Raw genomic sequence first — 13,584 nt, forward strand, 5'->3', positions numbered from 1 at the left:
CGACGCGGCCGGCCCCGGTCGGTCACGCCGCCGGTGCCAGCTGCTCCTGCGTCTCCCGCGGGACGAAGCGGACGTGGGGGTGGCCGTGGTTCCAGCCGACCGAGAGGCGCAGGTTGCCGACGCGGGCCAGGACCAGGGCGACCACGACCGCGGCGGCCAGGGAGATCGCGCCGCCCACGGCAAGGCCCGCGCGGACGCCGTACGCGTCCGTGATCCATCCGGCGATCGGCGCGCCGATCGGCGTACCGCCCATGAACACCATCATGTAGAGGGACAGCACGCGGCCGCGCATGGCCGGGTCGGTGCTCATCTGGACGCTGGTGTTGGCGGTGACGTTGACCGTCATGCCGAACATGCCGATCGGCGTCATGATCAGGGCGAACAGCCACAGCGACGGCGCCATGGCCGCGACCAGCTCAAGGCCGCCGAACGCCACCGCCGCCGCGATCATCACCCGCATCCGGGCCGTGCCGCGGCGGGCCGCGAGCAGGGCGCCCGCCAGCGAGCCGACCGCCATCAGCGTGTTGAAGAGGCTGTAGGACCCGGCGCCGGCATGGAAGACGTCGTCGGCGAAGGCGGAGAGATACACCGGGAAGTTGAAGCCGAAGGTCCCGATGAAACCGACCAGCACGATGGTCCAGATCAGATCGGAGCGCCCGGCGACATACCGCAGGCCCTCCCGAAGCTGGCCCTTGCCGCGCGGCCTGCGCTCGACGACATGCAGCTCACGTGAGCGCATCAGCATCAGTCCGCCGATGGTGGCGACGAAGGACAGGCCGTTGAAGAGGAACGCCCAGCCCGTGCCCACACCGGTGATCATCAGGCCCGCGACGGCGGGGCCGATCAGCCGTGCGGACTGGAAGTTGGCGGAGTTCAGGCTCACCGCGTTCTGCAGCTGGTCCGGGCCGACCATCTCGGAGACGAAGGACTGCCGGGCCGGGTTGTCCACGACCGTGGCGAGGCCGACGGCGAAGGCGGCGAGGTAGACATGCCAGACCTGGACCTGTCCGGTCAGCGTCAGCAGCGCGAGCGCGACCGCGGTCAGGCCCATCGCGGCCTGCGTGAACAGCAGCGCCCGGCGCTTGGGCAGCCGGTCTACGAGGACACCGCCGTAGAGACCGAAGAGCAGCATCGGCAGGAACTGCAGTGCCGTCGTGAAGCCGACGGCGGTGGCGGAGCCGGTGAGGCTGAGCACCAGCCAGTCCTGGGCGATGCGCTGCATCCAGGTGCCGATGTTGGAGACGACCTGGCCGACGAAGAAGAGCCGGTAGTTGCGGATCCTCAGCGAGGAGAACATCGAGGACTTGCGGGGAACGGCGGGAAGGTCAGGGGTAGTAGGTGTCGGTGCGGGGGCGGAGTCTGCTCCGGGTCCCGTACTCAAAAGTGGTCGCCTCCTTGGTGTGGTTACAGATGTGCGAGCTTCTCCAGGACGGGGGCGGCGGCGCGCAGTTTCGCCCACTCGTCCTCGTCCAGCCCCTCGACCAGGTGCGCCAGGAAGGCGTTCCGCTTGGCGCGGCTCTCCGCGAGCATGGCCTCGGCCTGCTCGGTCTGGGTGACCACCTTCTGGCGCCGGTCCTCGGGGTGCGGCTCCAGCCGGACCAGTCCCTTCGCCTCCAGCAGCGCGACGATGCGGGTCATCGACGGGGGCTGCACATGCTCCTTGCGGGCGAGTTCGCCCGGGGTGGCCGTGCCGAAGCGGGCCAGGGTGCCCAGCACCGACATCTCGGTGGGGCTCAGCGACTCGTCGACCCGCTGGTGCTTGAGCCGGCGGGACAGCCGCATCACGGCGGAGCGTAGGGAGTTCACGGCGGCAGCGTCGTCGCCATGGGTGAGGTCCGACATGTACTTAGAGTAACTCATTACCCTCTCTAAACAAGCTGGCGCGCACGTGGATTCCCGTGACTCCGGCCACTGAAACCGCGACTTCACCCGTACGAGTGAGTGGAGCACGGAAAACGAACGTCGAACCGAGTCCGCCAGCGACCCTCGTGTGCATGGGGACCAGCGTGCTCAGCCTGCGGATAGACGGGGAGCTGCTCGACCGGCTCCGGGACCACGCCTCGAAAAGGGGAATGAGCGTCCAGGACTATGTGATCCGGACGCTCGTTCGAGACGACTTCGACGAGCGGTTCCAGTCCGCCGTCGAGGAGACGGAACGGTTCTACGGGGTCACGTGAGCGCCCGGCTCACGTGAGGCCGAGGGCCGGCATCAGGTAGTAGAAGGCGAAGACCGCCGAGACGACGTACATCGCCACCGGGATCTCCCGGGCCCGCCCGGCCACGAGCCGCAGCACCACGAAGGTGATGAAGCCCATGCCGATGCCGTTGGTGATCGAGTAGGTGAACGGCATCATCACCATCGTCACGAAGGCCGGGATCGCGATGGTGTGGTCGGCCCAGTCGATCTCCTTGACCGAGCCGGCCAGGATCAGGAAGCCCACCGCGAGCAGGGCCGGGGTGGCCGCCTGGGACGGGACCATCGTGGCGACCGGGGTCAGGAACAGCGCCACGGCGAAGAGCGCGCCGGTGACGACGTTCGCGAAGCCGGTGCGCGCACCTTCGCCGACCCCGGCCGTCGACTCCACGAAGCAGGTGGTGGCCGAGGAGGAACTGGCGCCGCCCACGGCGACCGCGATGCCGTCCACGAACAGGACCCTGTTGATGCCGGGCATCTGACCCTGTGCGTCGGTGAGCTTGGCCTCGTCGCTGACGCCCATGATCGTGCCCATCGCGTCGAAGAAGCACGACAGCAGCACGGTGAAGACGAACAGGATGCCGGTCAGTACGCCGACATGGGAGAACCCGCCGAAGAGGCTGACGTTCCCGATCAGGCCGAAGTCCGGGTTGGCGACGGGGTTGCCGGGCCACTTGGGCGTGGTCAGGCCCCAGGACGGGACCGTGGCGACGGCGTCGATGATCATCGCGAGGACCGTCATGGCGACGATCGAGATCAGGATCGCGCCGGGGACCTTGCGGACGATCAGCGCGAGGGTGAGCAGGGCGCCCAGGATGAAGACCAGGACCGGCCAGCCGTTGAGATGCCCGTCGCCGCCCAGCTGGAGCGGCACGGTGGTCTGGGCGGCGTCCGGGATACGGGAGACGAAGCCGGAGTCCACCAGGCCGATCAGCATGATGAACAGGCCGATCCCGATGGCGATCGCCTTGCGCAGGCCGTAGGGCACGGCGTTCATCACGCGCTCGCGCAGTCCGGTGGCCACCAGCAGCATCACGACGAGGCCGGCCAGGACGACCATGCCCATCGCGTCCGGCCAGGACATCCGGGGCGCGAGCTGCAGCGCGACCACCGAGTTCACCCCGAGCCCGGCGGCCAGCGCGATCGGCACATTGCCGACGACGCCCATGAGCAGCGTGGTGAAGGCGGCCGTCACCGCGGTCGCGGTCACCAGCTGGCCGTTGTCCAGATGATGCCCGTACATGTCCTTCGCGCTGCCCAGGATGATCGGGTTCAGCACGATGATGTAGGCCATCGCGAAGAAGGTGGCGAAACCGCCGCGGACCTCGCGGGACAGTGTGCTGCCCCGCTCGGAGATCTTGAAGTAGCGGTCGAGTACGCCGTGTGCGGGCGCCTGCCCCGGCTGTCCGGGAGCGGGGACCTTGGCGGGAGCCGAGGTGGGCATTGGATGTTCCTACGAGGAGATTCAGACAGGGTCAGACGCAAACGGTTTCAGTATGAACATATGAGTCTCATGGACGCTATCTCCGCGCGTAGACCTGATCACCTCGTAAGCTGTCCCCCATGGCGAAGTGGACACCGAAGCACGAGGCACCGGAGCCCCTCGAAGGGCCCGTCGTCGCCACCATCACCGGCGGCACGATCGTCTGGTTCGTCCTCTTCCTGGTGCAGCTGCCGTTCTACGGCTGGTTCGACGACCACGGGCACACCTGGTGGCTGTGGACCTGCCTGGCCGGCGGCGTGCTGGGGCTGTACGGCGTCTGGTTCGTCAGGAAGCGGGACGCGGCGATCAAGCGGGACGCGGCACTGAGGTCGGGGGCAGCGTCGGGGTCGGCCGAGTAGCCCGTACTACCACCGCACGACAGGGCTCCTCCGCAGGTCGGATCTTCCGGGCACTCGGCGGGTGAAGCCGCAAATCCGCACGTACCGTCGAATGCATGACGCACATCGACGCGGGCGCCGAGCTCGACCCTGTGCACCCCGTACCCCTCCCGGTCCCGGCGCGCGGACTGACCGCGGCCGAGGTCGCCGAACGGGTCGCGCGCGGCCAGGTCAACGACGTTCCGGTGCGCAGCAGCCGGTCGATGGGCGAGATCGTCCGGGCGAACGTCCTCACCCGGTTCAACGCGATCATCGGTCTGCTGTGGCTGATCATGCTCTTCGTCGCGCCGTTCCAGGACAGCCTCTTCGGCTACGTCATCCTCGCCAACACCGGCATCGGCATCATCCAGGAGTGGCGGGCGAAGAAGACCCTGGACTCCCTTGCCGTGATCGGGGAGGCGCGGCCCACCGTGCGGCGCGACGGGGTGGCCGCCGAGGTCGGCACCGCGCAGATCGTGCTGGACGATCTGATCGAGATCGGGCCCGGCGACAAGGCCGTGGTCGACGGCGTGTGCGTCGAGACCGACGGGCTGGAGATCGACGAGTCGCTGCTCACCGGCGAGGCCGATCCGGTCGTCAAACGGCCCGGCGACCCCGTCATGTCGGGCAGCTTCGTCGTCGCGGGCGGCGGCGCCTTCAAGGCCACCCGGGTGGGCCGCGAGGCCTACGCCGCCCAACTGGCCGAGGAGGCATCCCGCTTCACCCTCGTCCACTCCGAGCTGCGCTCCGGCATCTCGACCATCCTCAAGTACGTGACCTGGATGATGGTCCCGACCGCGATCGGCCTGGTCATCAGCCAACTGGTCGTCAAGGAGCACGGGTTCAAGGACTCGGTCGCGCGCACGGTCGGCGGGATCGTGCCGATGGTCCCCGAGGGGCTGGTGCTGCTGACGTCGGTCGCCTTCGCGATAGGCGTGATCCGGCTCGGCCGCAAACAGTGCCTGGTGCAGGAACTCCCCGCCATCGAGGGCCTCGCCCGCATCGACACCGTCTGCCTGGACAAGACCGGCACCCTCACCGAGGGCGGCATGGACGTCACCGAGCTCAGGCCGCTGCAGGGCGCCGACGAGTCGTACGTACGCAAGGTCCTCGGCGCCCTCGGCGAGTCCGACCCGCGGCCCAACGCCTCGCTCCAGGCGATCATCGACGCCTACCCGGACGTCGAGGACTGGCGCTGCACCGAGTCGCTGCCCTTCTCCTCGGCGCGCAAGTACAGCGGCGCCACCCTCAGCGAGGGCGACGGCGAGTCCGGCACCTGGCTGCTGGGGGCGCCCGATGTGCTGCTGGCCGAGGACGACCCGGCCGTCACGGAGACCGCGCGCCTGAACGAACAGGGCCTGCGCGTGCTGCTGCTCGCCCGCGCCCAGCGCGACCTCGACGACCCCGAGCCCACCCGCGGCGCCCGGCCCACGGCGCTCGTCGTCCTCGAACAGCGGCTGCGGCCCGACGCCGCCGACACCCTGCGCTACTTCGCCGAGCAGGACGTGAGCGCCAAGGTCATCTCCGGCGACAACGCGGTGTCCGTGGGCGCGGTGGCCGCGAAGCTGGGCCTGACCGGCACGACCATCGACGCCCGCCGGCTTCCCGAGGAGCCCGACCCGATGGCGCGGGCGCTGGAGGAGGGCACGGTGTTCGGGCGGGTGACCCCACAGCAGAAGCGGGACATGGTGGGCGCGCTGCAGTCGCGCGGGCACACGGTCGCGATGACCGGTGACGGGGTCAACGACGTCCTCGCCCTCAAGGACGCCGACATCGGCGTGTCCATGGGCTCGGGCTCGGAGGCCACCCGGGCGGTCGCGCAGATCGTGCTGCTCGACAACAGCTTCGCGACCCTGCCCTCGGTGGTCGCGGAGGGCCGGCGGGTCATCGGCAACATCACCCGCGTCGCCACCCTGTTCCTGGTGAAGACGGTCTACTCGGTGCTGATGGCGCTGCTGGTGGTGTGCTGGCAGGTGGAGTACCCGTTCCTGCCCCGCCACCTGACGCTGCTGTCGACCCTGACGATCGGCGTCCCGGCCTTCTTCCTCGCCCTGGCCCCCAACAACGAACGGGCCAGGCCCCACTTCGTACGGCAGGTCATGCGGTACGCGATCCCGGGCGGAGTGGTGGCCGGTACGGCGACCTTCGTGACGTATCTGATCGCCCGTCACCACTACAGCGGACCGGGCCAGCTGGACGCGGAGACCAGCGCGGCGACCCTGACGCTGTTCCTGATCTCGATGTGGGTCCTGGCGATCGTCGCCCGCCCCTACACCTGGTGGCGGCTCGCCCTCGTCGCCGCGATGGGCGTGGCGTTCCTGTTCGTGCTGGCCGTGCCGTGGCTCCAGCACTTCTTCGCCCTGAAGCTGGTCGGCGTCACGATGCCGTGGCTCGCGGTCGGCATCGCGGCGGTGGCGGCGGCCGTCCTGGAAGTCCTGTGGAGACTGGTCGACCGCCGCTTTCCCGCCTGACTCCCCTTCGGGGAGCGGGGTTTACTGAACGTCGACGTAGTCGCCCGCCGCGCTCACGGCCGGGGTCGTGCTCGTCCCCGCGAAGCTGTAGCGGAAGTAGCCGTCGACCGTCGCCGTGGTCGTCGTCTTCAGCGTGCCGGTCGAGCTGGTCTTGATGGTCTTCAGCGTGGTGTACGTGCTGGAGCTCTTCTTGCGGAACTGCAGCTTCACCGACTGGGTGGCGTAACCGTGGTACTCGTTGTCCTCCCAGTTGGCCCGGGAGAGCTTGCCGGTGACGGTGACCGTCTTGCCCTTCTTCACCGGCTCCGGGGCGGCGTTGACCGTCAGCTTCGAGTAGCGCTGGACGAGGGTCGAGCCGAGGCCGCCCTGCAGCGAGAAGTCGTCGGAGCTGTACTGCAGCGCGATCGCGCCCGCCGACCACTTGCCGGCATCGGAGTTGATCAGGTCGCCCGCGGCCGGGTAGATGTCGATCTTGCCGGTGCACTTGGCGGTGGTGGCCGAGGTGACCGAGCAGCTCGCCGGGGCCTCGCCGCCGATCAGGACTTCCGGGTTGTCGATCGAGCCCTTGTAGATGACCGGGCCGCTGTCGAAGTCGTCGGAGTTGACGTCGTAGTTCGCACCGTGGGTCAGCGTGTAGCTGATCGTGCTGGTGACGTGGTTGGTGGTACCCACCTTGACCGCAGAGGCGATCTTGAGGTTGGAGAAGGTGACGCCGAGGTCCGCGGCGTCGGCGGTGCTGAACGCGGTCCTGCCGGTGTGCCCGGCGAGGATCTTCGCGGCCTCGGCCCGGAACGACGGCGCCGGACCGGCGGCCTGCGCGGCCGGCACGGCCAGGGCGGAGAGAGCCAGGGCGCCGGAGACGGCGGCCACAGTGGCACGAATGCGCATGTGCTTCCTCAAGTGGAGAAAGTGATGGGTGAGCCTCTTGGCTCACCCATCAGATGCGCGCCAAAGACGAATGGTTGTACGGCCGGTGAAAAATTTGTGCGGGATTTGAAACCGTCCGGACGGACGTCGGGCGAACGCCGGCCGGACGTCAGCCGCACGGCGTCAGTCGAACCAGCGGTCCCGCGCCAACTCCTCGGTACGTGACGGGTCTTCAAGCAGCGCCGCCACCTCGAAGCGCCGCGGCCACTGCCCCGCCGCCCAGGCCAGACCCGCGGCGACGCCCTCCAGGGTCGCGGCGTGCAGCACCCCGTCCGCGGTCAGACGCCAGTCCAGCTCCACCCCGTCTACGACGAGTTCCTCGTGCTCGACATAGGTCGCGGGGGTCCGCGCCCCGAGCAGCACCCGCACCGGCTCCGGTACGTCGTGCTCGGCGCCCTCGGAGTTCACCTCGCCGGTGACGGACTCGCTCAGCCGCCGCACCTGGAACAGCTCGGCCAGCTCGGCGGCCCGCGCGGGCCGTACCGGCAGCAGCGGGACGCCCTCGGTGAAGGGCAGCAGGTCGGGCGAGTCGACGACCACGGCACGGGCCGCGTCCACCACCTCGACCCGGCCGTCGACAACGGCGCGCAGCTCGTCCGGCAGGGTCACCTGCTCGGGGTCCAGGTCGGCCAAGGCGCCGTACAGGGCGTGCAGTTGGGCCCCGGTGACGGTGCGGTCGGGGTCGGCGAGGCGGTCGAGCAGCTCGGCGGCGCCGCCCGGCTCGTCCAGCAGCGAGGCCACCGAGGTGCGCACGCCGAGCGCCCGCAGCACCTGCTCGTCCTCGAACCCGGTCGCGTCGGCCTCGTCGTAGAGACCGCGCAGCAGCGGGTCGCCACCGGCGGCGAGCAGCCCGCCGGGCCGCCGTCCGTCGATCACCGGGTGCCCGCGCAACCACCAGGCGGTGTACGGGCGTACGGCCTCGTGCGTGCCGTCCGGCAGCAGGATCCGCACCTGCTGGGTGAGGGCGTCGCGCAGCGGCGGCCGCGCGAGCAGGGCCAGCGCCTGCGGCCACTTGTCGTCATCGACGAGATCCAGGTCCCGTACGGCGATCAGCTCGGTCGCGACGGGCGGCACCGGCGTGTCCGGGAAGCGGTCCAGGACGTCCTCGCACCAGACGTCGACGGCGTCCAGCAGCCCGGGGTCGTCGGGCTCGGCGAAGTCGCCCTCGCGGGGCTCCAGTTCGTCCGGGTCGAGGACGACATCGGTGGCCCGTACGAGCGCGAAGCCCGCGAGCACCCCGCAGGCGGCCAGCGGCTGTTGTCCCCACTTGTCAGCCAACTCCGCGTCTACGGTGGCGAGTTCGTCCTCCCGCATGACCTGGTGGAAGGGGCTGCCGGGGAAGACCAGCTCACCGGCGGGGGCCAGTTCACCGTCCTCGTCGGGCAGCGCGAGGGCGCCCAGCCACGGCTCGTCGCCGGGGTCGAGGCCCGCGTCCCGCACCAGCGCGAGGACGGTGTCGGCCAGTTCCTCGGCGTCCGGGGTGTCCTGCTCCCAGTCCAGTGCGCCGTCGTCGTCGAGCGAGGCGGCGACGGCGGCGCGCACCTGCGGCGTGGTGAGCACGGCGCGGGCGGTGGCGGGCAGCGCGCCGAGCTTCTCCAGCAGGGGGTGGGTCGCGTCCGGGTGGGCGACCTTCAGGCCGAGCCGGGCGAGCAGTTCCGGGTCGACGTGCGCGGCGTCCGGGGTGGGCAGCAGCACCTGCCGGGGCCCGATGGTGGTCCGCCCGTCGGCCAGCGGCACGGGCAGCCCGGAGAGCCGGTCGGGGTCGACCCCGGCGAGGCTGTCGTAGAGCCGCCGCCACCAGCCGGGCTCCTTCTCCAGCCCGGCCAGCCGGTCGACGGCGTCGGTGAGCGGGATCCGGGCGACGCCCAGGGTCCGCAGCTCCACGCGCCGTTCGAGCCCGGCGGGCAGCAGGGTCGGCAGCACCTCGGCGAGGACCCGCACGGTCTCGGCGCCCGCGCCCTCGACGATCTCGGCGTCCCGGGGGCGCAGCGCCTCGGGCAGCTCGGAGTCCAGGTCCTGCGCGGCGGGCCCGGCGGCGACGGGGGCGGCGGACGGGGAGGCGGCGGGGAGCGCGGGCGGGAGGAACTCGTGGCGCGGCAGCCGCTCCAGGATCGCCTGCCGCAGCGCCCCGTCCAGCTCGCCCTTGCCCAGCGGGCCGGGCACCAGGGCGATGATGCCCTCGCCCACCGGGCGCCAGCCGGCGAGGAGTTCGGCGTAGGAGTCGGCGGCGCGCTGCACGAGGAAGTCGGTGACGGGGCCGGGGGCCGCGTGCCGGCGCGTGGTGTCGAGCGGGAAGGAGGCGATGAGCAGGGCGGGCACGCCCAGCGGTTCGTCGCTCGGCGTCGGGGCGTGCACGACGGGGCTGGTGCGCGGGCGGCCGGGGCTGCCGTCGGCGTCGGCGGGCACGGCCCAGGTCACCGACCAGTACGGGCGCAGCCGCTCCTCGACGGGCCGGTCGACCAGCAGGTCAGGGGCGAGCCGGCCGTGTTCGGAGACGGTGCGCCAGCGGGTGGTGCCGTGCGCGGAGTCCTCGACGACGGTGAAGGGCCCGTCGGCGCTGCGGCGCAGCGTGCGGGGAGCGTGATCGCCGATCTCGATCACGACTTCCGCCAGGCCGGGCAGGGCGAGCAGGAGGGCGTCGTCGACGGCGGCCAGCAGGCGTTCGGCGAGGTCGGCGGCGGCCGTGTCGCGCAGCGGGAGGATGACGGCCGTGTCGTAGGGGTCGGGGGCGGTGCCCTCGGCGGCGAAGGGCAGGCGCAGCAGCGGTACGTGCCCGTCGCGGCGGCGGATCTCGTCGCCGAGCCCGGGGCTGTGCCCGGCCGTCTCGGCGGCCAGCTCCCGCGCCTCGGCCAGGGACCAGCGCACACCGCCGTGGCGGCCGACGACCGCGGGCTCGTCGGTGACGGCGAGCACGGCGGCGAAGCCGACACCGAAGCGGCCGACGGTGCTCTCCTCGGCGTCCCGCTTGGCGGAGGCCCGCAGCGTGGCCAGCGACTCGACGCCCGTCGCGTCCAGCGGGGCACCGGTGTTGGCGGCGACGAGGACACCGTCGCGCAGGGTGAGCCGCAGGCGGCCTTCCCTGTGGGCGCGGGCCGCGGCGTCGGCGGCGTTCTGGGCGAGCTCGACGACGAGCCGGTCGCGGTAGCCGCCGAGGACGAGGTCCTCCTCGGCGTTGGCGTCCTCACGGAACCGGGCCGGGCTGGTGGCCCAGGCGTCGAGCACCCCCCGCCTGAGCCGGGCGGTCCCGAAGGCGTCCGCACCCTCGGCTGCCGGCCGCACGAACTTGCTCACGGTGACTCTCCTCATCGGCCCTCGTCGGCGTGAGGTCGAAGGTACCGCGAGTCACGCCGCACGCCCGCCGACAGGGGCCCGCGCTGATCCGGCGTCCGCAACCTGCTGCCCGGGCGCCCGGGGCGCCGGTCCCGGCAGGCGCGGGCGCGGGCCTACGAGTGGCCCAACTCCGCGGCGGAGTCGTCCGAGACAACCGATACGGAACCGGAATCCGCCGCGGGCCGCAGCGGGAACGGATCCACCCTCGTCTCGTCGATCACCGGCGGGGCGGGCTGCGGCGGCTTGGGCATGACGGCCGCCTCGGAGTGCCCGCCGCAGCCGTACGCGAGGGAGACCACCCGGCCGTCGGCGGGCGAGAACTCGTTGGCGCAGACGCCGAAGGCCTGGCCGAGCGTGCCGCCGATCGGCTGGAGGAAGCCGCAGCTGACGCAGGAGGCGGGGGCCGCCTGGGCCATCGGCGTCTTCGCGCCGTACGACTCCTCCCAGCGGTCCGCGGCCACATGCAGTCCGTAGCGCGAGAGCACCCGGGCCCGGCCCATGCCCAGCTCCGCGGCGACCGCCGCGATCGAGCCACGGGCCGGCGCGACGGGCAGGGTCGCGGGCGCGCCCGCGGTGACCTCCGCGTCCTCCGCCTCCACCAGCTCCGCCATCTGCGTCGACACGGCGGAGTCCGGGGCCGGCTCGTCCTCGCCCGAGAACCCGGGCTCCAGGCGCAGGTCCTCCGCGTCGGTGGGCAGCAGGTCGCCGGGGCCCATGTCGCCGGGCCGCAGCCGCTCGCTCCACGGCACCCACTCCGGGGCGAGCAGCGCGTCCGGGCCGGGCAGCAGCACGACCTCGTCCAACGTGACGAACTTGGCGCGGGAGGCGCGCGCCACCGTCACCGCCCAGCGCCAGCCCCGGTACCCGAGCTCCTTGCACTCGAAGAAGTGCGTGACAACGCGGTCGCCCTCCGACTCAAGGCCCGCGTGCTCGCCCACCACCCCGGGCGCCGCGGCCTCCTCGGCTGCGGCGCGGGCGAGGTCGACGGCCTCGGCGCACAAGCGGTCGGGGGTGCGGCTTCGCGTTGTCGCTGCGCTCACAGGTATCGCTTCTCTCCTACGCCGTCACTCGGGTGCGCCGGCCTGAAGGCGGTGGGAGCGGACGGAGCGGACCGAAGGACCGCGTCGACGCCCGCGCCCGATCGCACTCGGGCGCACCTCGTACATCCATTCTGCGGGATGTCCGTAAGGCGCGCGGCCGAGAACGTTCGCCACGACGCGCTACGCACGCTACCTTCTCGCGACCGCTCGGCCTACACCGACGGGACGTTTCCCCCCGTCGGGCTCCGCCCGCGGACCGATCAACTCGCCAAGTACGCGCCCATACGCGCGGTAACCGCACTACACACAGCCTTCTCGGGGCACTATGACGGGGTGGCAGCCGCAAGGACGCCCCAGGGCACCGCCGGAGTCGGCGGGGTCAAGGGCAGCAGTCGTCGTGGCGGTGCGGGCCGGTTCGGCGGGTCCGTCCGCACCATCGGCCGTGCCCTGCACTTCCCGGTGACCGGAACCGCCCGCGGGATCAGGAAGGCGACCCACGCGCACGGCGCGGGCGAGTCGGGCCTCGGCAAACTGATCGAGCTGCACGCGGTCAACGGCGCCGGCGACGTCATGATCACCGTCGCTCTCGCCTCCACCGTCTTCTTCTCCGTGCCGACCGACGAGGCACGCGGGCGCGTCGCGCTCTATCTCGCGATCACCATGGCCCCGTTCACGGTCCTGGCCCCGGTGGTCGGCCCGCTCCTGGACCGGCTGCCGCACGGCCGCCGGGCCGCGATGGCCGGCTCGATGCTGGCCCGTGCCCTGCTCGCGCTGATCATCGCGAGCGCCGTCTCCAGCGGAAGTCTGCAGCTGTATCCGGCCGCGCTCGGCGTGCTGGTCGCCTCCAAGGCCTACGGCGTGGTGCGCAGCGCCGTGGTGCCGCGGCTGCTGCCGCCCCGCTTCTCCCTGGTCAAGGCCAACTCCCGGGTCACGCTCGGCGGGCTGCTCGCCACCGGTGTCGCCGCCCCGATCGGCGCCGGGCTGCACGCCATAGGACCGCGCTGGCCGCTCTACGGCGCCTTCGTGATCTACATCTGGGGCATGTTCCTGTCCTTCTCGCTGGCCCCGAAGGTCGACTCTGCCAAGGGCGAGGACATCGCCCTGCTCGCCGCCGACGAGCAGCATCTGCACGGACCGCACCGCAGACCCCTCAAGCGGCCGGGCCTGAGGACGGTCGGCCTCGCCGTCACCCACGCGATCGGCGCCAACGCCACCCTGCGCTGGCTGTCCGGCTTCCTGACCTTCTTCCTCGCCTTCCTGCTGCGGGAGCACCCGCTGACCGGCTCCAGCGCGGCCGTGTCCCTGGGCATGGTGGCCGTCGCGGCGGGCGCCGGGAACGCGCTGGGCACGGCGGTCGGCTCCTGGCTGAAACAGCGGGCGCCGGAGATCATCATCGTGACCGTCGTCGCGATCGTGCTGGGCGCGGCGATCGTCGCGGCGATCTTCTTCGGCGCGCTCCTGGTGGCCTGTATGGCCGCGGTCGCCGGGTTCTCGCAGGCGCTGGCCAAGCTGTCGCTGGACGCGCTGATCCAGCGGGACGTGCCCGAGCTGGTGCGCACCTCGGCGTTCGCCCGCTCGGAGACCATGCTGCAGATGGCGTGGGTGCTGGGCGGCGCGATCGGAATCGTGATGCCGCTCAACGGCACCGCGGGCCTGTGCCTGGCCGCCGCGGTGATCGCCCTGGGGCTTTTCACCACGCTGCGCGGGCTGCTCAGCTCGGCCCGGCGCGGCGGCGCCGCACGACCCCGCGTGGCGTAACACA

At 71.7% G+C, this 13,584-nt stretch carries 10 protein-coding genes; 4 read left to right on the plus strand and 6 right to left on the minus strand.

Annotated features, from left to right (window positions below; translation table 11 throughout):
* Positions 1-22: 22 nt before the first annotated feature.
* Both JYK17_RS07605 and JYK17_RS07610 read right to left on the minus strand, forming a co-directional pair.
* A complete protein-coding gene (locus JYK17_RS07605) occupies positions 23-1,381 on the minus strand; it encodes an MFS transporter (protein WP_108008735.1) in 1,359 nt (452 codons plus the stop codon).
* A 23-nt stretch (positions 1,382-1,404) separates the two neighbouring features.
* Positions 1,405-1,842: a MarR family winged helix-turn-helix transcriptional regulator gene (locus tag JYK17_RS07610; protein ID WP_108008737.1), complete on the minus strand. Its 438-nt coding sequence runs from the start codon at positions 1,840-1,842 to the stop codon at positions 1,405-1,407.
* A 146-nt stretch (positions 1,843-1,988) separates the two neighbouring features.
* Between JYK17_RS07610 and JYK17_RS07615 the strand changes: the two genes are divergently transcribed.
* Positions 1,989-2,177 carry a ribbon-helix-helix protein, CopG family gene (locus JYK17_RS07615; protein WP_108008739.1) on the plus strand — a complete coding sequence of 63 codons (189 nt, stop codon included), beginning with the start codon at positions 1,989-1,991 and terminating at the stop codon, positions 2,175-2,177.
* 9 nt (positions 2,178-2,186) lie between these two features.
* Here the strand turns inward: JYK17_RS07615 and JYK17_RS07620 are convergent, their stop codons facing one another.
* On the minus strand, positions 2,187-3,638 hold the full coding sequence (locus tag JYK17_RS07620) for an NCS2 family permease (protein ID WP_108008741.1): 1,452 nt from the start codon (positions 3,636-3,638) through the stop codon (positions 2,187-2,189).
* Between the two features lie 119 nt (positions 3,639-3,757).
* Here JYK17_RS07620 and JYK17_RS07625 point away from each other — a divergent pair, with 119 nt between their 5' ends.
* Together JYK17_RS07625 and JYK17_RS07630 are read left to right on the plus strand one after the other, a co-directional pair.
* A complete protein-coding gene (locus tag JYK17_RS07625) occupies positions 3,758-4,036 on the plus strand; it encodes a DUF2530 domain-containing protein (protein WP_222810077.1) in 279 nt (92 codons plus the stop codon).
* A 95-nt stretch (positions 4,037-4,131) separates the two neighbouring features.
* Entirely contained in the window at positions 4,132-6,525 is a 2,394-nt protein-coding gene (locus tag JYK17_RS07630; protein WP_108008745.1) for an HAD-IC family P-type ATPase, read from the plus strand.
* 21 nt (positions 6,526-6,546) lie between these two features.
* On the opposite strand, the gene JYK17_RS07635 is transcribed toward JYK17_RS07630, so the two are convergent.
* From JYK17_RS07635 to JYK17_RS07645, 3 genes are all read right to left on the minus strand, one after another.
* Entirely contained in the window at positions 6,547-7,413 is an 867-nt protein-coding gene (locus JYK17_RS07635; RefSeq protein WP_108008747.1) for a hypothetical protein, read from the minus strand.
* A 162-nt stretch (positions 7,414-7,575) separates the two neighbouring features.
* Complete coding sequence (locus JYK17_RS07640; protein WP_222810078.1) at positions 7,576-10,743, minus strand: sacsin N-terminal ATP-binding-like domain-containing protein; 3,168 nt, start codon at positions 10,741-10,743, stop codon at positions 7,576-7,578.
* Between the two features lie 152 nt (positions 10,744-10,895).
* Positions 10,896-11,822 carry a DUF3027 domain-containing protein gene (locus JYK17_RS07645; RefSeq protein ID WP_108008751.1) on the minus strand — a complete coding sequence of 309 codons (927 nt, stop codon included), beginning with the start codon at positions 11,820-11,822 and terminating at the stop codon, positions 10,896-10,898.
* Positions 11,823-12,155: 333 nt separating this feature from the next.
* Here JYK17_RS07645 and JYK17_RS07650 point away from each other — a divergent pair, with 333 nt between their 5' ends.
* Positions 12,156-13,580 (plus strand): MFS transporter, encoded by a 1,425-nt coding sequence (locus tag JYK17_RS07650; RefSeq protein ID WP_108008753.1) that lies wholly within the window; start codon positions 12,156-12,158, stop codon positions 13,578-13,580.
* Positions 13,581-13,584 lie beyond the last annotated feature (4 nt).

Source organism: Streptomyces plumbidurans, from assembly GCF_019857225.1.
In the GTDB taxonomy this organism is placed as follows: Bacteria; Actinomycetota; Actinomycetes; order Streptomycetales; family Streptomycetaceae; genus Streptomyces; species Streptomyces plumbidurans.

Bases quoted from the DNA above. Each gene is read 5' to 3' on its own strand.
- JYK17_RS07635 (WP_108008747.1), bottom strand. From the start codon at position 7,413: ATGCGCATTCGTGCCACTGTGGCCGCCGTCTCCGGCGCCCTGGCTCTC.
- JYK17_RS07620 (WP_108008741.1), bottom strand. From the start codon at position 3,638: ATGCCCACCTCGGCTCCCGCCAAGGTCCCCGCTCCCGGACAGCCGGGG.
- JYK17_RS07625 (WP_222810077.1), top strand. From the start codon at position 3,758: ATGGCGAAGTGGACACCGAAGCACGAGGCACCGGAGCCCCTCGAAGGG.
- JYK17_RS07610 (WP_108008737.1), bottom strand. From the start codon at position 1,842: ATGTCGGACCTCACCCATGGCGACGACGCTGCCGCCGTGAACTCCCTA.
- JYK17_RS07630 (WP_108008745.1), top strand. From the start codon at position 4,132: ATGACGCACATCGACGCGGGCGCCGAGCTCGACCCTGTGCACCCCGTA.